Source organism: Allobosea sp. GW821-FHT09G06, from assembly GCF_059416005.1.
This window is the reverse complement of sequence record NZ_JBWKOI010000001.1, coordinates 312468-332084: the sequence shown is the minus strand read 5'-3', so window position 1 is coordinate 332084 and position 19617 is coordinate 312468. Positions and strand designations below refer to the sequence as shown.

Here is a 19617-nt window from a genome sequence, read left to right as displayed (position 1 = left end):
CTTGCGGAAAGCGGGGGAGGCTTTCCGGGGGCGTCGCGCTCCGGGAGCTGCAAACCCCTCGTCCAGCCATCGGCCCGACGAGGGGTCGCATCAGGATCAGGCGACCGTGAAGTAGGAGTTCGGGTCGGCCTGAACGTCGTCGGCGGAGACACCGACCAGGGTCAGGGTGTCGCCATTGCCGAGATCGACGACGGTGTTGCCGCCGACGGTGGTGGCACGCGCGGCAACGTCTTCCGCCGAGCTGATGCCCGTGCCGTTGATATCGGACGCGATCTGCAGCAGGTCCGAGCCGGCCTCGAAATCGAGGACGACATCGTTGCCGCCGCCACCCTCGAAGACGAAGGTGTCGCTGCCCGCGCCGCCATGCAGGATGTCGTTGCCGGCACCGCCGAACAGCATGTCGTCGCCATTGCCACCCTGCAGGATGTCGTCGCCGGCGCCGCCATTGAGGATGTCGGCCCCGTCACCGCCCTGCAGGACGTCGTTGCCGGCGCCACCCTGGAGGATGTCGTCGCCCGGCCCGCCCTGCAGGATGTCGTTGCCTTCGCCGCCGATCAGGACATCGTCGCCGTTATTGCCGCGCAGGATGTCGTCGCCGGCGCCACCGGTGAGGATGTCGTTGCCCTCGCCGCCAAACAGGGCGTCGTTGCCCTCGTCGCCGGACAGGACATCGTCGCCAAGCCCGCCGAAGAGGGTGTCGTTACCCTCGCCGCCGAACAGGGCATCGTTGCCGCCGTCACCGAACAGCGTGTCGTCGCCTTCCTCGCCGAACAGGGAATCGACCTGATCCCCACCCTTGACGATGTCATCGCCGGCTCCGGCGAGAATCACGTCACTGAAACGACTCCCAATCAAAAAGTCGTCGAATGCACTTCCTTCGATCGTTGCCATACGGCACCTCCTGGGCGATCTGGTGAACCTGGAATGTTCGGCGGCCGCACCGCAGAACGAGAAGACCAGGACATTTCCGGCAGCGATCAACAGATCAGGCCGCCGCTCGACCACATGAGAATTGCTCAATAGATGCGCTGCAGCAAGAGATTTATTGTGGCGATTTTGCGATGCAGCATGATTTAGACTTTATTTTACAATCGATATTCTATCGATAATCGTCAAGAATTACTTTCAAAATCGAAACATGATCGAAATAACCAGCTGCGCCGCCCAAAAGCGCGCTCAATCCTCGCGGAAGGCCCGGTTGAAGCTGTCGGTGATCGGCGAGAGCAGGTAGTCGACCGCGCGGCGTGCGCCGTTGACGATCATCACCTCGGCGGTCATCCCGGCATGCAGCGAGACCTTGTAGTCGCGCAGGCTGTCGGGATCGATCTCCGCCCGCACCACGAAATAGGGCGCGCCGGTCTTCTCGTCGATCAATTGGTCCGGCGCGACATAGCTCACCTTGGCCTGCAAGGGCGGCAGCAGGCGCGAGTTGAACGCTGTCAGTCGCACGCGCGTTGTGGAACCGATCTTCACCGCGTCGATGTCGCGCGGATCGACCTTGGCCTCGACGATCAGCGGTTCGTGCTCCGGCACGATGTCGAGGATCGCCTCGCCCGCCGCGATCACGCTGCCGGCCGTGCGCATCCGGATATTGGCGACGACGCCTTCCTGCGGTGAGGTCACCACCAGCCGGCGCAGCACGTCCTCGGCCTGCACGATCCGCTCGGTCACCTCGGAGAGCAGGAGCTGGGCTTCCTGGATCTCGCCGCCGATATCGTTCTGCCGTTCGAGGCTGATCGAGAGGATTTCGAGATTGGCGCCCGCGACCGCCTGCTCGGCCTTGGCCTTGCGTGCAGTGAGTTCGCCGGCCTTGCCGGACAACTCGCTCTGCTTGGTCTGCAATTCGACGAGCTGGCTGCGCTTGGCGTAGCGCTTCTCGTAGAGCTCGGCCATGATCCTGGCCTCCTCGTCGATCAGCGAACGCTGCTGCGTCGTGGCGTCGATCTGGGCTTTCAGCGCATCGGATTCGGCTTGATGCTGTTCGATGACGCGCTGCTGGATATGGACCTTGCCGTCATGGACCTGCGCGCGAGACTTGAACAGGCCCTGTTCCGACCGCAACACCTCGCGCGCGATCGGCGAAACCATCTGCGCGATATCGGCGGGAAAGACGATCTCGGCCGCGCTCGTCTGCTCGGCCCGCAGGCGTGCGAGCTTGGCTTCAAGGCCGATGCGCTTGGCCTGCAATTGCTGCAGTTCGGCGCGCTGGCGCGCGTCCTCCAGCCGCAGCAGCGGTTCGTCCCGCGCGACGCGCTCGCCCTCCGCCTTGAGCAGGGTCTTGAGGATGCCGCCTTCGAGATGGCTGACCGTCTTGCGCTTGCTGTCGACAGCGACGAGGCCGGGCGCGACGGCAGCATTGTCGAGCCGCGCAGTCACCGCCCAGGCACCGAAGCCACCAAAGCCGACGCCGATCGCGGCAACGCCGGCCAGCACGAGATTGCGCAGGCTGGGCATGCGCTCCTCGGGGATTTCCGGCTCCAGCTGCACGGTCAGCGAATGTTCGGGGCGTTTGATCAGGGAACGTCCGGTCATGCCTTCACCTCGCGAACCGGGGCCGGAGCATTGGCAGCAGGTTCGAGCTCGACCCGTCCGCCGGGTGTGATCATGCCGGCGATGTCACCGCGCGGACCGAATTGCTGGACGCGGCCCTCGCGCAGCACGAGCAGCTTGTCGACGACCTGCATCACCGATGGGCGATGCGCGATCAGCACGACGATGGCGCCGCTGTCGCGCGCTGCCGCGATGGCGCGGATCAGGCTCTGTTCGCCCTCGGCATCGAGATTGGCATTGGGCTCGTCGAGCACGATCAGGCGCGGCATGCCGTAAAGCGCCCGTGCCAGGCCGATGCGCTGGCGCTGGCCGCCGGAGAGGTTGAAGTCGCTGTCGGCGACATTGGTGTCGTAACCGAGCGGCAGGCGGCCGATCAGCTCGTGCACGCCGGCGATGCGCGCCGCCTCCAGGATGGCATGCGGATCGGGATCGCGCATCCGGGCGATGTTCTCGGCGATCGTGCCGTTGAGCAGCGAGACCGATTGCGGGAGATAGCCGGCCATCGCGCCGAAGGAACCGCGCTCCCACAGATAGGTGCTGTGCCCGTCGAGATAGACGCCGCCGACATTGGGCCGGAGCACGCCGACGAGCAGGCGCGCCAGCGTCGACTTGCCGGCGCCGGACGGGCCGACCACGCCGAGCACCTCGCCGGGCTGCAACGAGAAGGAGACGCTCTTGATGACCGTCAGCTCCTGCCCCGCGGGCGCATAGATCACGCGATCGACCACGAGATCGCCCTGGCAGGGCGGCGTCGGTACCGTCTGGCGCTGCGAGCTGCGGCCGAGCACGAGTTCGCGCACGCGCTTCCAGGCGGCGGCGGCGAGAACCCATTGCCGCCAGTCCGTGATCATCGAATCGAACGGCGCCAGCAGGCGGCCGAGCAGGATGCTCGCGGCCATCAGCGTGCCCGCGGTGACTTCGTTGCGGATGATCAGGATGGCGCCGGTCGCATAGACCGCGAGCTGCATCGTCATGCGCGAGGAGCGCGTCACGGCGGCGATGAACTTGCCGCGCCGCGTGCCCATGTCGAGCTGCTCGATCATCGCCAGTTGCTGGCCGCGCCAGCGCCGGGCGAGCGCCGGCAGCATGCCCATGGCCTCGATCGTCTCGGCATGGCGCAGGCTTGCGCCGACCTCGTTGATGCTGGCGACGCCGGCCTCGTTCGCCTCCTTCATCACCCGGCGGGTCAGCATGTCCGAGAGCACGCCGAGCAGCAGCAGGATGATCAGCGAGGCGAGGCCGACCAGCCCATAGACCGGGTGCAGGGCGAAGAGCACGGCGAGGAAGATCGGCGACCACGCTGCCTCCAGCGGCGTCGCGATCGCCGAGCTCGCGATGAAGAAGCGGATGTCGTTGAGGTCGCGGATCGCCTGCGTCGCCTGGCCCGAGCCCTTCTCCAGCGAGGAGCTCACGGCCGCCTGCAAAGCCGGCAAATTGAGCTTGCGCGCGAAGATGCTCGCCATCGCCTGGAAGGTCAGCGAGCGGATGAACTCGATCGTGCCGTACAGCACGAGCGCCCCGACGGCGATCACGAGGAGCATCGTCAGCGTGTCATGGCTGCGGCTGACGATCACGCGGTCCTGCACCTGCATCATGAACAGCGGGACCGTCAGCAGCAGCAGGTTCACGCACAGGCTGAGGAACCCCGCATAGCTCAGGCCGCCGACGAACGAGCGCTGGAGATTCCGGATCAGGGCGTCGGGCGCCGGCGTCACCGCCTTCATGCAAGGCTCCAAGAATGAGGGTGCGTTGGGTCCGAGAGAGAGCTGCGGGGAAAACCCCGTCATCGGGCTTGCAACGAGACATGGAGGGAGTGTCAAGATTATGACAGATTAGAAGCGTAGCTCACCGACTCACATGGAAGCAAATAAGGCTGAACTATGAGAAATTTTGAATTTCGAACTAGTTTCTGCGCATCCAAAGAATACTACAATCTTATCTATTAGCTAACGTAGGTGGCATGTGCTTTGCCTATAGGCTTCCAACCACAACAAAGAGGCAAAAGAGATGGATTGTTTAATTTTCGATCAGGTGGGGTAAGGAATGCACTTTAAATTGCACGGCGGCGAGCAATTCACAGGCAGTTCCCTGAACGGCCACCATCCGGCGAATGGTTCCGGTGTCCTCGAAGAGGTCCCCGATCGCCGAATTTCCCCTTTTGACCTGGCGCGGGTGATCGAACGGGTCAGCCGGCGCTTCCTCGACTACCTCCGGCTTGAGTTGGCCAAGCTCGGCATCGACGACATCTCGCCATCGCAAGTGATGGTGCTGATGACGATCGGACAAGGCGAGATCGCCGTCCGCGATCTGCTTGACCGCGGCCATTACGGCGGCTCGAACGCCTCCTATAATCTCAAGCAGCTCGTCGAGAACGGCTATCTCGACCGCGGGGCCTCACCGCGCGATCGCCGGCAGGCCCGCATCTCGCTCTCGCTCAAGGGGCAGATGCTGTGCGAGCGGCTGCGCCTGCTCGACGAGGCCAGCCAGTTCGGCCAGCGGCTGGAGAGCAACCGCGAGACCGACCTGAACACGACCCACGAAACCCTGCGCCAACTCGAACAGTGGTGGAACGACGCGCTCCGCTACGGCGGAGTGCTGCTTGCATCATGCATGTCCTATTCGTTCATCGCGCAGGATCTGGTCAATTCGCTGCTCTGATCGGCAGCCTCGTCGCGGAGGGCGTCGAGGTCACGCTGATCACCGAACGTCCGGCGCAGGAGGCGCCGGGCGTTCGCCAACTCGTCTATTCCGTGGACGAGAGCACGACCCAGCACCCCGCGCTCGCGGCGACCGAGTATCACCTGCGCACGGGTGAGGCGGCGGCGCGCCTGATGGAGCACCTGAGACGCAGCGACCCACCCGATGTCGTCCTCGGCCATATCGGCTGGGGCGGCATGCTCTTCGCCCGCGACGCGCTGCCCGATGCGACGCTGATCGGCTATTGCGAATATTACTACCGCAGCACGGACTCCGACCTCGATTTCGGTATCGAGGCGCCCGTGCCGGCGGCCGATCGCCAGCGCGTGCGCATGCGCAATGCCGCCCAGCTTCTTGCACTCGATACGCTCGACGCGGCCTATGCGCCGACGCAATGGCAGCGCCGGCAATATCCGGCCGCCTATCGCCAGCGCATCGCGGTCTGCCATGACGGCATCGACACCCGCTTCTGCCAACCCGACACCGATGCCCGTTTCGTCCTGCCGGATGGCCGCGTGCTCACACCGGGCATGCCGGTCGTGACCTTCGTCGCCCGCGATCTCGATCCCTATCGCGGCTATCCCGAATTCATGCGCGCCGCGGCGGTCCTTGCAGCCCGCCGCCCCGATGCGCTCTTCGTCGTGGTCGGCGGCGACGGCTCCGGCTATGGCCGCCCCCGCTCCGACGGCAACAGCTGGCGTGAGGCGATGCTGGCCGAGACCGGGCTCGGCAACCGGATCGTCCATATCCCCTGGCTCGCCCATGATGAGCTGGTCCGCCTGTTTCAGGTCTCGGCGGCCCATGTCTATCTCACCGTCCCCTTCGTCCTGTCCTGGTCGCTGCTCGAAGCGATGGCCTGCGGCTGCCTTGTCGTCGGCTCCGACACCGAACCGGTGAAGGAGGTGATCCGCGACGGCAGCAACGGCCTGCTTGTCCCCTTCCACGACAGCGAAGCGCTGGCTGGACGCATCGCGGAAGCCCTGTCGAGCCCCACGATGATGAGGCCGCTGCGCCGCGCCGCGCGGGAAACCGTGATCGCCGGTTACGAGCGCGAGCGCTGCATCGCCCGCCAGACCGGCTGGATCCATCCGTTCGGCGACTAAGGTCCAGCGTTCACGCAGCAGCCGTTCCGGCGAAATCGAGAGCCGCCGTCCGAACCGTCTCGGCGAAATCCTGCGCGACCGCGGAGCGGAAGCGGCCGGCACCCCAGATGATCGCGATATCGTAGGTCACCGACGGCCTGAGCGGTCGCACCTCGACGCCCTTGCCGCGATATTCCTCGGCCGTGAACGGATCGACCACCGAAAGCCCCGCCCCCGCTGCGACGAGCCCGCAGGCGATCATCGACAACGGCGTCTCGACCCGGGTCTGGCGCGCGACGCGATGGGCCGAGAACAGGGCATCGATGCGGTAGCGCAATTGCGTCGACTGCTCGAGCGAGATGAACGGCTCGTCGACGAAATCCTCCGGCGCCAGCACGGCCTTGGCCGCGAGCCTGTGCCCGGTCGGCAGCACGGCGACGGGCGCCATCGCCGGCAGAATCTCGATATCGATCCCCGGAAAGTCGAGCGGCAGCTGCGCGAAGCCCAGTTCGCAGAAGCCCGAGGTGACCCAATCCACCACCTGCGAGGAGATGCTTCCGTAGATCGCGATCTCCAGGTCCGGCTTTTGCTTGAGATAGCGACCGACGACCCGCGGCAGGAACCCGACATTGAAGGCCGGCAGCGCCGCGACACGCAATGACCCCGCCCGCCCGTCGCGCAGGTTGCGGGCGGCGTTCTCGATGCGCTCCAGCCCGACGAACTGACGCTCAACTTCACGATAAAGCGAGAGCGCCTCATTCGTGGGTACGAGCCGCGCGCCACGCTTCACGAAAAGCGGCAGTCCGAGCGCATGTTGCAGATCCTGGATCAGTCGCGTCACCGCCGGCTGCGTGACGTTGAGCGCCTGCGCCGCCGCGGTGATGCCACCGGTCACGATCACCGTCCGGAAAGCTTCGATCTGGCGCGGGTTCAGCATGCTAGATCCTCTCTCGAATCACACATAACATTTCGGCATGGACTGCGCGAAACATTCGATTTGACCAGTTCCAAAATAGCCCCGAACCTAACGGCATCACTCGAAAACGAGGAGGGGATACCGTGAAGCTCGCCATCACATTCGCTCTGGTTACCGGAACCGCGCTCGCCGGCTCCGCCGCTTTTGCCCAGCAGAAGACACTTTATGTCGCCGGCTATGGCGGCTCCTACGAGCAGACCATGCGCAAGGAGGTCATCCCGGCCTTCGAGAAACTGGCCAACGTCAAGATCGAGTATGTCGCCGGCAACTCGACCGACACGCTCGCTAAACTGCAGGCGCAGAAGGGCAACCAGCAGATCGACGTCGCGATCGTCGATGACGGCCCAGCCTATCAGGCGGTGGCGCTCGGCTTTTGTGGCACGCTGACCGATGGCGCGGTCTACAAGGACGTCGCGCCGGTGATGAAGTTCAAGTCGAACAAGGGCGTCGGCTTAGGCCTCGTCGGCACCGGCCTGTTCTACAACAAGAAGGTCTTCGACGAGAACAAGTGGCCGGCCCCGACCTCGTGGAACGACCTGAAATCGAAGACCTATGGCAAGAAGATCGTCAGCCCGCCGATCAACAACACCTATGGCCTGCACGCGCTGATCGCCTTCGCGCAGATCGGCGGCGGCGGCGAGAACAACATCGAGCCGGGCTTCGATGCCTTCAAGAAGGACATCAACCCGAACATCGTCGCCTATGAGCCCTCGCCCGCGAAGATGACCGAGCTCTTCCAGAACGGCCAGGCCGTGCTCGGCGTCTGGGGCTCGGGCCGCGTCAAGGCCTTCGCCGATACCGGCTTCCCGGTCGAGTTCATCTATCCGAAGGAAGGGGGCTTCGCGCTCGGCGTCGCCGCCTGCCCGGTCGATGGCTCAAAAAATGCGGCCGAGGCCAATGCCTTCATCCAGTTCATGCTCTCGCCCGCGATCCAGAAGGTGATGGCGACCGGCGCCGGCTTCGGCCCCGCCAACATGACGGTGACGTTGACGCCCGACGAGCAGAAGGGCCTGCCCTATGGCGAGGACGTGAAGAAGCTCAAGGCCGTCGACTGGGACGTCGTCAACGCCAAGCGCGAGGAATGGACACGCCGCTGGAACCGCGAGGTCGAGCGGTAAGGCCGGCGTCTCCCGCAAGAACCTCCTCGTCATCCCGGCCGCAGCGAAGCGGAGCGCCGGGATGACGGCGGTGTGTCGGCGACCTCCTTCACGAAGCGCAGGATCCATGTCCCATCTCGTTCTCGAAGGCCTCGGCAAGTCCTACGGCACGGCGGTCGCCGTCGAGGGGCTCGACCTGACGGTCGCCCGCGGCGAGTTCATCTCGCTGCTCGGCCCCTCCGGCTGCGGCAAGACCACGACGCTGCAGATGATCGCCGGCTTCGTGCCGGTCGATCGCGGCCGCATCCTGCTCGACGGCAACGATCTCGGCGGCGTCGCCCCTAACAAGCGCGGCCTCGGCATCGTCTTCCAGAGCTACGCGCTCTTTCCGCATATGACCGTGGCGCAGAACATCGCCTTCGGGCTGGAAATGCGCGGCATCGAGAAGGCGGAGCGCGAGAAGCGCACGCTGGAAGCCATGGCGCTGGTTGGGCTGAAAGGTTTCGAGGACCGTTATCCCCGCCGCATGTCGGGTGGCCAGCAGCAGCGCGTCGCGCTCGCCCGTGCACTCGTCATCAGGCCCTCGCTGCTCCTGCTCGACGAACCCCTCTCCAATCTCGACGCCAAATTGCGCGAGGAGATGCAAGGGGAACTGCGCCAGATCCAGCGCTCGATCGGCACCACCACGATCCTCGTCACCCATGACCAGCACGAGGCGATGGCGCTGTCCGACCGCATCGTCGTGATGAATCGCGGACGCGTCGAGCAGATCGGCGCGCCGGATGCCGTCTATGGCGCGCCGGACACCGCCTTCGTCGCGAATTTCCTCGGCAAGACCAATGTCCTCGAAGCAACCGGCGACGGACGCGGCCGGGTTACGATCGAGGCCCTGTCCGTGCCGCTCGCCGATGCTCCTTCAGGCACACTGCGCATCGCGGTACGTCCCGAGCGCCTCGGCTTCGCAGCGGAAGGTGCACCCGGCTTCACCGCCCGCGTCACCTCCCGCGTCTTCCAGGGCGCGCATTGGCTGCTGACGGCCGAGACCACCGCCGGTCCGGTCACCCTGATCCGGCACAATGACGGCACGCCCGTCCCCGGCGAAGGCGAGAGCGTGAAGCTGAGCTTCGGCGCAGGCGACGCCGCTCTGCTGGCGGAGGGCGCGGGCTCATGAGCCCGGACGCCTCCGCCCGCGCCACACCCTATTGGCTGACGGGGCCTGCGCTCGCCGTCTTCCTCGGCCTCGTCATCATCCCGCTCGGCATGACCGTGCTGCTCGCCTTCTACGATTGGGGCCAGTACAAGGGCATCGTCGCCGAGTTCACGCTGAAGAATTTCCGCGAGATCTTCAGCGACAGTTATTTCCTCGAAGTCTTCCTGCGCACCCTCCGCATCTCCGTGCTGGTGACGCTGTTCGCCATCCTGATCGGCGTGCCCGAGGCCTATATCCTCAACCGCATGTCACCGGCCTGGCGCGGCCTCTGCCTGCTCGCGATCCTCGGCCCGCTGCTGGTCTCGGTCGTGGCCCGCACGCTCGGCTGGGCGCTGCTGCTCGGTTCGAACGGGCTGGTCAATCGTGGGCTGATGTCACTCGGGCTGATCGGCCAGCCGCTCGAATTCATGTTCACCGAGACCGGTGTGGTGATCGCGCTCGTCCATGTGCTCATCCCCTTCATAATCCTCGCGGTCTGGGCCTCGCTGCAGCGGCTCGATCCGCAGATCGAAAACGCCGCGCTCTCGCTCGGCGCCTCCCGCCTCACCATCTGGCGGCGCGTGATCCTGCCGCAGATCGTGCCGGGCATCCTTTCGGGCTCGATCATCGTCTTCGCGCTGGCGGCGAGCGCTTTTGCTTCGCCGGCGATCATCGGCGGCAGGCGGCTCAAGGTCGCGGCGACGCTCGCCTATGACGAGTTCCTGAACACGCTGAACTGGCCGCTCGGCGCCGCCGTCGCCGTGCTCCTGCTCGCAGCCCTGGTCATCCTCACCGTCGGCGCCAACCGGCTGGTCGAGCGCCGCTATTCACAGGTGTTCGAATGAGCCGCAACGGTCCCTTCGCCATCCTGTTCCATACGCTCTTCGTCGTCTTCATGCTGGCGCCGCTGGTCGTGGTCTGCCTCGTCGCCTTCACCCCGGAGGGTTATCTCTCGCTGCCCGGCCGGGTCTGGAGCCTGCGCTGGTTCAGGGCGATCCTCGACTATCCCGAGTTCCTGCGCGCCTTCCGCGACTCGCTCTGGCTGGCGGCGCTCTCCTCGACCGTCGCGATCGGGTTGGCCGTCCCCGCCGCGCTCGCCATCGCCCGGTATCGCTTCCCCGGCCGCGAGGCGATGACGGCCCTGTTCATGTCGCCATTGATGGTCCCCCATGTCGTCCTGGGCATCGCCTTCCTGCGCTTCTTCACGCAGATCGGCCTCTCCGGGACCTTCCTCGGGCTGGTGCTGAGCCATATCATCGTGATCATCCCCTTCGCGCTCAGGCTCGTGCTCGCCGCCTCCTACGGCATCGACCGGCGCATCGAGCATGCCGCGATCTCGCTCGGCGCGAGCCCCACCGTGGTCTTCCGGCGCGTGACGCTGCCGCTGATCCTGCCCGGCGTCGTCTCGGGCTGGTTGCTCGCCGCGATCAATTCCTTCGACGAGGTGACGATGACCGTCTTCATCGCCTCGCCCGCCACCACCACGCTCCCCGTCCGGATGTTCCTCTACATCCAGGACAATATCGACCCGCTCATCGCAGCCGTTTCCGCCTGCCTGATCGCCCTGACCGCCATCCTGCTGATGGCACTGGACAGGCTCTTCGGGCTCGACCGGCTGTTCGTCGGAACCGGAAAAGGCTGACGCCAGTGTCCACTCTCCCCAAAGAACCCGATGTCGCCGTGATCGGCGGCGGCGTGGTCGGCGGCGCCATCGCGCTCGGCCTTGCCCGCAGCGGTGCCAAGGTCGCGATCCTCGACGAAGGCGACACCGCGTTGCGGGCCTCGCGCGGCAATTTCGCGCTGGTCTGGGTGCAGTCCAAGGGTTTTGGCATGCCCGATTATGCGCTCTGGTCGCGCCGCTCCGCCGATAGCTGGCACGAACTCGCCGCGACGCTTGCCGGCGAGACCGGGATCGACGTTGCTCACAGCCAGCCCGGCGGCTTCATGCTCTGCCTGTCGGAGGAGGAACTCGACAAGCGCGTTGATGCCATGCGCCGCCTCCATAACAGCAGGCCGCTGACCGATTTCCCCTATGAGGTGCTCGACCATGCCGAGACGAAGCGGCGCCTGCCCGCCATCGGCAAGGACGTGGTCGGTTCGCTCTATTCCCCGCTCGACGGCCATGTGAATTCGCTGAAGCTGTTCCGGGCTTTGCGCGAGGCGACGGTCCGACGCGGCGTCGACTACCGGCCGAACAGCCCGGTCGAGAGCATCGTGCACCGGGATGGTGGCTTCGCCATCACCGGCCCCTGGGGTGAGATGCGCGCCGGCAAGGTCGTGCTCTGCGCCGGCCTCGGCAATGCGCGGCTGGCGCCCATGGTCGGGCTCGACGCGCCGGTGAAGCCGAGCAAGGGCCAGATCATCGTCACCGAGAAGACCGAACCCTTCCTGCACAACCCGATGGTCACGGTCCGCCAGACCGACGAGGGCGGCGTGATGATCGGCGACAGCCAGGAGGATCGCGGCTTCGACACCGTCGTCGGCCAGCCGATCCTCTCGACCATGGCGGAACGGGCCGTGAAGATGTTCCCGCGCCTCGCCGGCCTCAACGTGGTCCGCACCTGGTCGGCTTTGCGCGTGATGAGCCCCGACGGCTTCCCGATCTACGACCAGTCGCAAACCCATCCTGGCGCCTTCGTCGTCACCTGCCATTCCGGCGTGACGCTTGCCGCCAATCATGCCCTGACGCTTGCTCCCGCGATCCTCGCCGGCACCTTGCCCGAGAGCGTCGCGAGCTTCACCGCACGGAGGTTCCATGTTCCGGCCCATAGCTGACCTTGCCGCGGGCGGGGAGCTGAGCTTCACCTTCGATGGCCGGCCGATGACGGCGCGTGCCGGCGACACGGTCACCGCTGCCCTGCTCGTGAACGGCATCACCGCCTGCCGCGAGACGCCGGTTTCCGACACGCCGCGCGCGCCCTATTGCCTGATGGGCGTCTGCTTCGACTGCCTCGTCGTGATCGACGGCATCGGCAACCGGCAGGGCTGCCTCGTGCCGCTCGCGGAAGGCATGCGCATCGAGACCCAGCACGGCCGCCGCCATCTCACGGAGGCCGCGGAATGACACCGGTCGCCAGCATCGAACAGCTCTCCGAGAGCTACGACCTCCTCGTCGTCGGCGCCGGCCCGGCCGGCCTCTCGGCCGCTGCGCGCGCCGCCGAACTCGGCCTCTCCGTCCTGCTCGCCGACGAGAACCCGGCGCCCGGCGGCCAGATCTACCGCGCGGTGACCACGACGCCGGTCAAGAACCGCGCCATCCTCGGCGACGACTACTGGCGCGGCGGCGAGATCGTCGCCCGCTTCGAGCGCTCGCAGGCGGTCTACGCGCCGCGCTGCACCGTCTGGTCGATCGGCCCGGACGAGACGGCGCCCGGTACATTCGAGCTCGGCCTCTCGCTCGACGGCAAGGCCCGCATCATCGGCGCCAAGCAAGTGATCCTCGCCACCGGCGCGCAGGAGCGCCCCTTCCCGATACCGGGCTGGACCTTGCCCGGCGTGATGACGGCAGGCGCCGCCCAGATCGCGCTCAAATCCGCTGGCGCCATTCCGTCCGGGCGCACGGTCATCGCCGGCTGCGGCCCGCTGCTTTACCTGCTGGCCGGCCAGCTCGCCGCCGCCGGCTGCCAGATCGCCGCCGTGCTCGACACGACGCCATCTGCCAACTGGTCGAAGGCGCTCGGAGCCGTCCCGGACTTCCTGCGCTCGCCCTATCTCGCCAAGGGTCTCAAGCTGATGCTGTCGGCCAGACGCAAGCTGCGTTTCGTCTCCGGCGTGACCAGCCTGACGGCGACCGGCAGCGGAAAGCTGGCGACGGTACAGTTTGAGCAAGGCGGTCGCACCGGCACGATCGCTTGCGACACGCTGCTGCTGCATCAGGGCGTGATACCCAGCGTCAACTTCTCCAATGCCGCCGGCTGCGCTCATGATTTCGACGCCGAGCAGCACGCCTGGGTGCCGCGCGTCGATGCCTGGTTCGCCTCGACCATGCCCGGCATCGCCATCGCCGGTGACGGGGCTGGCATCGGCGGCGCGGAAAGCGCGGCCCTGCGCGGCGAGATCGCGGCCTTCGGCGTCGCATCGCGGCTCGGCAAGCTCGGCGAGGCCGAGCGCGACCGGCAGGCGGCCCCGATCCGTACCGAACTCGACAAGAAGCTGCGCGGGCGGCGCTTCCTCGATCTGCTCTACAAGCCGGCGCCGCAATTCCTGGCGCCGCCCAAGGACGAGACGATCGTCTGCCGCTGCGAGGAGGTCACCGCCGGCCAGATCCGCGACGCCGCCAAGCGCCTCGGCGTCACCGGCCCCAACCAGATGAAGGCCTTCCTGCGCTGCGGCATGGGCCCTTGCCAGGGCCGCCTCTGCGGGCCAACCGTCGTCGAATTGATCGCTGAGACGCGCGGCACCACCCCGGCCGAGACCGGCTATTACCGCCTGCGCCCGCCGATCAAGCCGGTGACGCTCGCCGAGCTGGCAGCCCTGCCGCAGACCGAAGCCTCGGTGAAGGCGGTCGTGCGGTGAGCACATCCGGCAATAGCGCCGATGTCATCGTCATCGGCGGCGGCATCCATGGCTGCTCCACCGCCATGCACTGTGCCATGCGCGGGCTCTCGGTCATCCTGATCGAGAAGGACCATGCCGGGCGCCACGCTTCCGGCGTCAATGCCGGCGGGGTGCGCCAGCTTGCCCGCCATGTCGCGGAAATCCCGCTCTCCAACACCTCGATGGCGCTCTGGCACAACATCGCCGATCTGGTCGATGACGATTGCGGCTTCACCAGCGACGGGCAGGTACTGGTCGCCGAAGACGAGGCCGATCTCGAAGGGTGCCGCGCCCGCGTCGCCGACCTGACGCTGCGCGGCTTCCACCATGAGGAGATGATCGACGCGAAAGAGCTGCGCGAAATCGTCCCCGCCGTTTCCGAGAGCTGCCCGGGCGGCGTGATCTCGCGCCGCGACGGCGCCGCGATCCCCTTGCGCGCGACGCAGGCCTTCAAGCGCAAGGCCGAAAGCCTTGGCGTCGCCATTCGTGAGGGCGTTCGCGTCACCAGGGTCGAGCAGGACGGGCCGAACTGGCGCGTCGTGACCGATGCCGGCGACTTCCTTAGCCCTCGCATCGTCAATGCCGCCGGCGCCTGGGCCGACCGCATCGCCAGCGATCTCGGCGAGCCCGTGCCCCTCGATGTGATCGCGCCGATGCTGATGATCACCGCGCCGCTGCCGGCTTTCATCAAGCCGGTGGTGATCCTGCGTGGGCGAAAACTCTCCTTCAAGCAGTTCGACAACGGCACGGTGCTGATCGGCGGCGGCCATCTCGGAACGCCCTTGCGCGACGAGAACGTCACCCTGCTCGACTGGAAGAAGCTCGCGATCAGCGCCGGCACGGTCTGGGACCTCTTCCCGATCATGCGCGGCGCGCCGGTCGTGCGCGCCTGGGCCGGCATCGAGGCGCGCATGCCGGACGACCTCCCGGTCTTCGGCAGGAGCGCCAAGCACGAAGGCGTCTACCACCAGTTCGGCTTCTCGGCTCATGGCTTCCAGCTCGGACCGGGAGCCGGCGCCGTGATGGCCGAGATCATCGCGACCGGCCGCTCGAACGTACCGATCGACGGCCTCGACATCGCCCGTTTCGCCTCCACCCACTGAGTTTCAACGCAGGAGAAGACCCATGGCCATCAAGCGTTCCATCCGCACGCCGATCCAGAACCGCATCGTCGAGACCGGCAATCTGGTTTTCGTCGGCGGCGTCATCGCCGACGACACCACGCAGTCGATGGGTCCGCAGACGCAGAACATTCTCGGCAAGATCGAGGGTTATCTCGGCGAGGTCGGCCTCGACCGCGAGGCGATCGTCGCCGCGCAGATCTTCGTCACCGACCTCTCCCAGAAGAAGGAAATGGACGCCGCCTGGACCGGCTTCTTCGGCGAGGACATGCCCACGCGTGCCACGGTCGGCGTCGCCGATCTCGGCGGCGGCGCGATCATCGAGATCGTGGTCACCGCCGCGCGCTGAGCGGCTTGGATGGGAGAGCTGCAGGCGCGGCGCGCCTGCAGCTGATCCGGGGAAAGCGGGAACAGGGGTGCCCAACCTCCCGACGCTGGCCTAGGGTCGCGGCCTGACGCCAGCTCCGAGACCAGCATGCAGCACGCTTCCGACCATTCCGAGATTCGCGACGCCGTCGCCAGGCTCTGCGCGGATTTCCCCGGCGAATACTGGCGCAAGCTCGACCGCGAGATGGCTTATCCGACGGAGTTCGTGACGGCGCTGACCGAAAGCGGCTTCCTCTCGGCGCTGATCCCCGAGGAGTATGGCGGCGCCGGCCTCACGCTCTCGGCGGCGGCCGTCATCATGGAGGAAATCCAGCGCCAGGGCTGCAACGGCGCCGCCTGCCATGCCCAGATGTATGTGATGGGCACCGTACTGCGCCACGGTACGGAAGACCAGAAGCAGCGCTACCTCCCCAAGATCGCCTCCGGCGAACTCAGGCTTCAGGCCTTCGGCGTCACCGAGCCGACCAGCGGCACCGACACCACGGCCTTGCGCACCACCGCCCGCCGCGAAGGCGACCACTACATCGTCAACGGCCAGAAGATCTGGACGAGCCGCGCGGCGCAGTCGGACCTGATGCTGTTGCTCGCCCGCACCACGCCCCGCGATCAGGTGCAGAAGCGCACCGACGGGCTCTCGGTCTTCATCCTCGACATGCGCGAGGCGCTGAAGGATGGCCTGACCATCCGGCCGATCCGCACGATGATGAACCATGCCACGACCGAGGTTTTCTTCGACAATGTGAAGGTGCCGGCCGAGAACCTTGTCGGCGAGGAAGGCAAGGGCTTCCGCTACATCCTCTCCGGCATGAATGCCGAGCGCATCCTGATTGCGGCCGAATGCGTCGGCGATGCCAAATGGTTCATCGACAAGGCCTCGACCTACGCCAGGGAGCGCCATGTCTTCGGCCGGCCGATCGGCCAGAACCAGGGCATCCAGTTCCCGATCGCCAAGGCCTACGCCAATATGCGCGCCGCCGAATTGATGGTGCGCGAGGCGATCAGGCTTTACGAGGCCGGCTCCAATCCGGGCGCCGAAGCCAACATGGCCAAGATGCTGGCGGCGGATGCCTCCTTCGAGGCCGCCAATGCCTGCGTGCAGACCCATGGCGGCTTCGGCTTCGCCGAGGAATACGATGTCGAGCGCAAGTTCAGGGAGACGCGGCTCTATCAGGTCGCGCCGATCTCCACGAACCTGATCCTGTCCTACCTCGCCGAGCATGTATTGGGCATGCCGCGCTCGTACTGACGCCGGCCACAGCCTCCTAGTCCGACGTAGGAGCGTCCGGTGTCAGGCTGACGCGGTCCAGCTTCGGCGTCATCGTGTCGAGCAGGGGCAGCGCCGCAGCGCCGAGAGCCGCCGTCAGGCGGCCGGTCCCGCCGCGCTGGACGCGCGGGATCGTCCGGCCGGGCCGGTTCGCCACCGAGATCGGCAAGGGTGACATCGCCGCGATCAGCGCATCGATGACCGTGTCCGGCATCTCGCCACCGAGGATGACGGTCTCCGGATCGAACAGGTTCTCCAGCATCGTCACGACAGGGGCCAGCAGCCCGGCCGCCTCGGCTATCCAACCGGTCAGAGCGGGATCCCCTTGCGCATGCAGGCGCGCGACGTCCTCCGGCCCAAGCTCGGCAATGCCGGCCTCGCGCAAGGTCTCCGCCAGCGCATGGAAGGAGGCGTAGCGTTCGAGGCAGCCATGCCCGCCGCAGGCGCAGGCGCGCCCGTCCCGGACGACCGGGATATGGCCGATCTCGCCGGCATTGCCGAAGGCGCCGCGATAGGGCTGGCCGGCGACGATGACGCCGAGGCCGAGGCCCGCGCCGAAATAGATTTGGCAGAAATGGCGCAGGTTGCGGCCGAGCCCATGGAGATGCTCTCCGACCGCCGCCGCATTGGCGTCGTTCTCGATCACCACTGGCGTGTTGAGCGCGTCCTGCAACAGCTGCGCCGCATCCTGCCCGGCCCAGCCAGGCAGCGGCGAGGTGCCGACCGAGTTCATGCCCTCGATCTCGAAGGGGCCGGGCATCACGACGCCGCAACCAAGCAGGCGCTCGGGCAGGCCGACCTCGCGCCTGATCGCGGCCAGCTCCGCCGCGGCCGTCCTCTGCACCCCAACGACTGTGGTGTCCGCGAGCGGCGCAATGCGCTGCGCCCTGATCCGCCCGGCAAGGTCGACGAGGACGGTCGTGACGTGGTCGGCCGCGATTTCCATCCCCGCCGTCATCCCGCCCTCGGGATTGACGGCGAATTCGACCGGCGGCTGGCCCCGCGCCGTCCGGCGCCGGCCAAGCTCGGTCAGGAAGCCCTCCTCGACCAGTTCGGCGACGATATTGGAGACCGCCTGTGCCGTGAGCTTTGTCAGCACCGCGATGTCGGACCGGCCGAGCTGGCCGTGCTGGCGCACGGTTTCCAGCACCACCCGGCGGTTATGGCTGCGCGTCCGCTCGGGATTGGTACCGACGGCGACGCTGCGGGAAGGAGGGACGGGACGGTTCGGCATAGGCTGTCGCGCTGGGTCGGGCGGACAGCCTGCTCCGGCAATTAATCCAACTCAAGTGAATTAATTGATTGACAGCCGCGGGCCGGCAAGACGACGATATCAGCGAGCCTCCCGAATGCCGTCCGCCGGCAGGGACGGAGGACGACGAAATCAGGGGAGAGGGTCATGCGCGGCTTACGCGGGATGCTGTTGGGTCTGATGGTCTCGGTCGGCGCGGTCGCCGGCGCCAAGGCGCAGACCGTCGAGATCGAGTACTGGCAGTACGTCTTCGACGCGCGCGTCAAGGCGATGACGGAGCTAATCAAGCGCTTCGAGGCCGCCAATCCGAACATCAAGGTCAAGCAGACGACCTTCCCCTATGCCGACTACCAGACCAAGATCGCCGCCGCGATGCCGGCCGGCCAGGGCCCGGATGTCGTGCAGCTCTTCTATGGCTGGCTCGACAACTTCGTCGGCGCCAAGTTCATCCAGCCGCTGCCGCGTGACGCCTTCCCGCCCGCGATGATCGAGAAGGAATTCTACCCGATCGTCTCGGCGATGAAGCGCGACGGCGAGTATTACGCGCTGCCGACGGCGGTGCGCTCGCTCGCGCTGTTCTACAACAAGAAGCTCTTCCAGGAGGCCGGGCTCGACCCGAACACGCCGCCGAAGACCGTCGAAGAGCTGCTCGACATGGCCAAGAAGACGACCAAGCGCGACGGCGCCGGCAACATGCTCTCGGCCGGCATCACGCTCGATTTCCCCGGCCAGGATTACCATTGGTGGCGCGAGACGCTGCTCCGCCAGAACGGCGGCGCGCCCTATAGCGACGACAACCGCAAGGTGACCTATGACAGCGAGGCCGGCGCCAGGTCGCTGAACTGGTATGCCGATCTCCAGCGCACCCACAAGGTCGGTCAGGTCGGCTTCATGGACGAGGGCCAGGCCGCCTTCCGCGCCGGCCGCGCCGCGATGACCATCGACGGCTCCTTCCGCCTCGGCGCCTTCGGCGGCATCAAGGCCTTCGAATGGGGCGTCGCCGAGCTCCCGGCCTCGGCCGACGGCAAGAAGGCGAATTTCGCCAGCTACTGGGTCAACGCCATAACCACCAAGCCGACCGGCCCGAAGCTGGAGGCGGCCAAGAAGTTCCTCGCCTTCGTCACCACGCCCGAGGCGATGCAGCTCTGGCTCGAAACCGTCGGCGAGTTGCCGGCGCGCAAGGAAGCGGCCGAGACCGAGAAGAACCTCAACCACCCGGTCTATGGCCCGTTCCTCAAGGCGCTCAACTACTCGCACGCCACGGTCTTCGTCGACGAGCTGGCCCAGCGCCAGGTCGCGCTCGACATGATCAATCGCGTGCTGCTGCAGAACCAGGATGCCAAGGCCGCGCTCGCGGAGGCCGCCAAGGCCGAGCAGGCCATCCTCGACCGCTTCTACAAGAAGTGAGAGCCCGCGCGTGAACCACGCCGTCATCCCGGCCGCAGCGAAGCAGAGCGCCGGGATCC

18 protein-coding genes are annotated in these 19617 nt (G+C 66.6%); 13 read left to right on the top strand and 5 right to left on the bottom strand.

What is annotated here, in order from left to right; all coding sequences use genetic code 11:
* Positions 1–96: 96 nt before the first annotated feature.
* The 3 genes from AC07NY_RS01605 to AC07NY_RS01595 all read right to left on the bottom strand — a co-directional run bounded on the left by AC07NY_RS01605 (position 97) and on the right by AC07NY_RS01595 (position 4274).
* Entirely contained in the window at positions 97–891 is a 795-nt protein-coding gene (locus tag AC07NY_RS01605) for a calcium-binding protein (protein WP_494583646.1), read from the bottom strand.
* A gap of 285 nt (positions 892–1176) precedes the next feature.
* The gene (locus tag AC07NY_RS01600; protein WP_494581294.1) at positions 1177–2532 is read right to left on the bottom strand and encodes an HlyD family type I secretion periplasmic adaptor subunit; all 1356 of its coding nucleotides are present in this window, start codon (positions 2530–2532) and stop codon (positions 1177–1179) included.
* Positions 2529–4274, bottom strand: coding sequence for a type I secretion system permease/ATPase (locus tag AC07NY_RS01595; protein WP_494581293.1), 1746 nt, complete (start codon positions 4272–4274; stop codon positions 2529–2531). The genes AC07NY_RS01600 and AC07NY_RS01595 overlap by 4 nt, the downstream gene beginning before the upstream one ends.
* Before the next feature lie 331 nt (positions 4275–4605).
* Between AC07NY_RS01595 and AC07NY_RS01590 the strand changes: the two genes are divergently transcribed.
* Positions 4606–5208, top strand: a complete 603-nt coding sequence (locus AC07NY_RS01590) for a MarR family winged helix-turn-helix transcriptional regulator (protein WP_494581291.1) — start codon at positions 4606–4608, stop codon at positions 5206–5208.
* Positions 5157–6350, top strand: a complete 1194-nt coding sequence (locus AC07NY_RS01585; protein WP_494581289.1) for a glycosyltransferase — start codon at positions 5157–5159, stop codon at positions 6348–6350. Before AC07NY_RS01590 ends, AC07NY_RS01585 begins: the two co-directional genes overlap by 52 nt.
* 10 nt (positions 6351–6360) lie before the next feature.
* Here the strand turns inward: AC07NY_RS01585 and AC07NY_RS01580 are convergent, their stop codons facing one another.
* Positions 6361–7266 (bottom strand): LysR substrate-binding domain-containing protein, encoded by a 906-nt coding sequence (locus tag AC07NY_RS01580; RefSeq protein WP_494581287.1) that lies wholly within the window; start codon positions 7264–7266, stop codon positions 6361–6363.
* 122 nt (positions 7267–7388) lie between these two features.
* Here AC07NY_RS01580 and AC07NY_RS01575 point away from each other — a divergent pair, with 122 nt between their 5' ends.
* The 10 genes from AC07NY_RS01575 to AC07NY_RS01530 all read left to right on the top strand — a co-directional run bounded on the left by AC07NY_RS01575 (position 7389) and on the right by AC07NY_RS01530 (position 16881).
* Positions 7389–8423, top strand: a complete 1035-nt coding sequence (locus tag AC07NY_RS01575; protein WP_494581285.1) for an ABC transporter substrate-binding protein — start codon at positions 7389–7391, stop codon at positions 8421–8423.
* A gap of 106 nt (positions 8424–8529) precedes the next feature.
* Positions 8530–9573 carry an ABC transporter ATP-binding protein gene (locus AC07NY_RS01570; RefSeq protein WP_494581284.1) on the top strand — a complete coding sequence of 348 codons (1044 nt, stop codon included), beginning with the start codon at positions 8530–8532 and terminating at the stop codon, positions 9571–9573.
* Positions 9570–10436 (top strand): ABC transporter permease, encoded by an 867-nt coding sequence (locus tag AC07NY_RS01565; protein ID WP_494581282.1) that lies wholly within the window; start codon positions 9570–9572, stop codon positions 10434–10436. Before AC07NY_RS01570 ends, AC07NY_RS01565 begins: the two co-directional genes overlap by 4 nt.
* Positions 10433–11233, top strand: coding sequence for an ABC transporter permease (locus AC07NY_RS01560; RefSeq protein WP_494581281.1), 801 nt, complete (start codon positions 10433–10435; stop codon positions 11231–11233). Before AC07NY_RS01565 ends, AC07NY_RS01560 begins: the two co-directional genes overlap by 4 nt.
* 5 nt (positions 11234–11238) lie before the next feature.
* Positions 11239–12366, top strand: a complete 1128-nt coding sequence (locus tag AC07NY_RS01555; RefSeq protein WP_494581280.1) for an NAD(P)/FAD-dependent oxidoreductase — start codon at positions 11239–11241, stop codon at positions 12364–12366.
* Positions 12347–12655: a (2Fe-2S)-binding protein gene (locus tag AC07NY_RS01550; protein ID WP_494581278.1), complete on the top strand. Its 309-nt coding sequence runs from the start codon at positions 12347–12349 to the stop codon at positions 12653–12655. Before AC07NY_RS01555 ends, AC07NY_RS01550 begins: the two co-directional genes overlap by 20 nt.
* Positions 12652–14106, top strand: a complete 1455-nt coding sequence (locus AC07NY_RS01545) for an FAD-dependent oxidoreductase (RefSeq protein ID WP_494581276.1) — start codon at positions 12652–12654, stop codon at positions 14104–14106. The genes AC07NY_RS01550 and AC07NY_RS01545 overlap by 4 nt, the downstream gene beginning before the upstream one ends.
* A 65-nt stretch (positions 14107–14171) precedes the next feature.
* The gene (locus tag AC07NY_RS01540) at positions 14172–15230 is read left to right on the top strand and encodes an NAD(P)/FAD-dependent oxidoreductase (RefSeq protein WP_494583644.1); all 1059 of its coding nucleotides are present in this window, start codon (positions 14172–14174) and stop codon (positions 15228–15230) included.
* 22 nt (positions 15231–15252) lie between these two features.
* Positions 15253–15597 (top strand): RidA family protein, encoded by a 345-nt coding sequence (locus AC07NY_RS01535; protein ID WP_494581274.1) that lies wholly within the window; start codon positions 15253–15255, stop codon positions 15595–15597.
* 126 nt (positions 15598–15723) lie between these two features.
* The gene (locus AC07NY_RS01530; protein WP_494581272.1) at positions 15724–16881 is read left to right on the top strand and encodes an acyl-CoA dehydrogenase family protein; all 1158 of its coding nucleotides are present in this window, start codon (positions 15724–15726) and stop codon (positions 16879–16881) included.
* Between the two features lie 16 nt (positions 16882–16897).
* Here the strand turns inward: AC07NY_RS01530 and AC07NY_RS01525 are convergent, their stop codons facing one another.
* Positions 16898–18133 carry an ROK family protein gene (locus AC07NY_RS01525; RefSeq protein WP_494581270.1) on the bottom strand — a complete coding sequence of 412 codons (1236 nt, stop codon included), beginning with the start codon at positions 18131–18133 and terminating at the stop codon, positions 16898–16900.
* A 165-nt stretch (positions 18134–18298) separates the two neighbouring features.
* On the opposite strand from AC07NY_RS01525, the gene AC07NY_RS01520 reads away from it, so the two are divergent.
* Positions 18299–19558, top strand: coding sequence for a sugar ABC transporter substrate-binding protein (locus AC07NY_RS01520; protein ID WP_494581268.1), 1260 nt, complete (start codon positions 18299–18301; stop codon positions 19556–19558).
* Positions 19559–19617: the final 59 nt, after the last annotated feature.

Excerpts from the sequence above, each read along its gene's own strand:
- AC07NY_RS01535 (WP_494581274.1), top strand. The coding sequence starts at position 15,253 with ATGGCCATCAAGCGTTCCATCCGCACGCCGATCCAGAACCGCATCGTC.
- AC07NY_RS01520 (WP_494581268.1), top strand. The coding sequence starts at position 18,299 with ATGCGCGGCTTACGCGGGATGCTGTTGGGTCTGATGGTCTCGGTCGGC.
- AC07NY_RS01530 (WP_494581272.1), top strand. The coding sequence starts at position 15,724 with ATGCAGCACGCTTCCGACCATTCCGAGATTCGCGACGCCGTCGCCAGG.
- AC07NY_RS01560 (WP_494581281.1), top strand. The coding sequence starts at position 10,433 with ATGAGCCGCAACGGTCCCTTCGCCATCCTGTTCCATACGCTCTTCGTC.
- AC07NY_RS01525 (WP_494581270.1), bottom strand. The coding sequence starts at position 18,133 with ATGCCGAACCGTCCCGTCCCTCCTTCCCGCAGCGTCGCCGTCGGTACC.
- AC07NY_RS01585 (WP_494581289.1), top strand. The coding sequence starts at position 5,157 with ATGCATGTCCTATTCGTTCATCGCGCAGGATCTGGTCAATTCGCTGCT.
- AC07NY_RS01580 (WP_494581287.1), bottom strand. The coding sequence starts at position 7,266 with ATGCTGAACCCGCGCCAGATCGAAGCTTTCCGGACGGTGATCGTGACC.
- AC07NY_RS01565 (WP_494581282.1), top strand. The coding sequence starts at position 9,570 with ATGAGCCCGGACGCCTCCGCCCGCGCCACACCCTATTGGCTGACGGGG.
- AC07NY_RS01550 (WP_494581278.1), top strand. The coding sequence starts at position 12,347 with ATGTTCCGGCCCATAGCTGACCTTGCCGCGGGCGGGGAGCTGAGCTTC.
- AC07NY_RS01595 (WP_494581293.1), bottom strand. The coding sequence starts at position 4,274 with ATGAAGGCGGTGACGCCGGCGCCCGACGCCCTGATCCGGAATCTCCAG.
- AC07NY_RS01540 (WP_494583644.1), top strand. The coding sequence starts at position 14,172 with ATGCACTGTGCCATGCGCGGGCTCTCGGTCATCCTGATCGAGAAGGAC.
- AC07NY_RS01570 (WP_494581284.1), top strand. The coding sequence starts at position 8,530 with ATGTCCCATCTCGTTCTCGAAGGCCTCGGCAAGTCCTACGGCACGGCG.
- AC07NY_RS01600 (WP_494581294.1), bottom strand. The coding sequence starts at position 2,532 with ATGACCGGACGTTCCCTGATCAAACGCCCCGAACATTCGCTGACCGTG.
- AC07NY_RS01605 (WP_494583646.1), bottom strand. The coding sequence starts at position 891 with ATGGCAACGATCGAAGGAAGTGCATTCGACGACTTTTTGATTGGGAGT.
- AC07NY_RS01545 (WP_494581276.1), top strand. The coding sequence starts at position 12,652 with ATGACACCGGTCGCCAGCATCGAACAGCTCTCCGAGAGCTACGACCTC.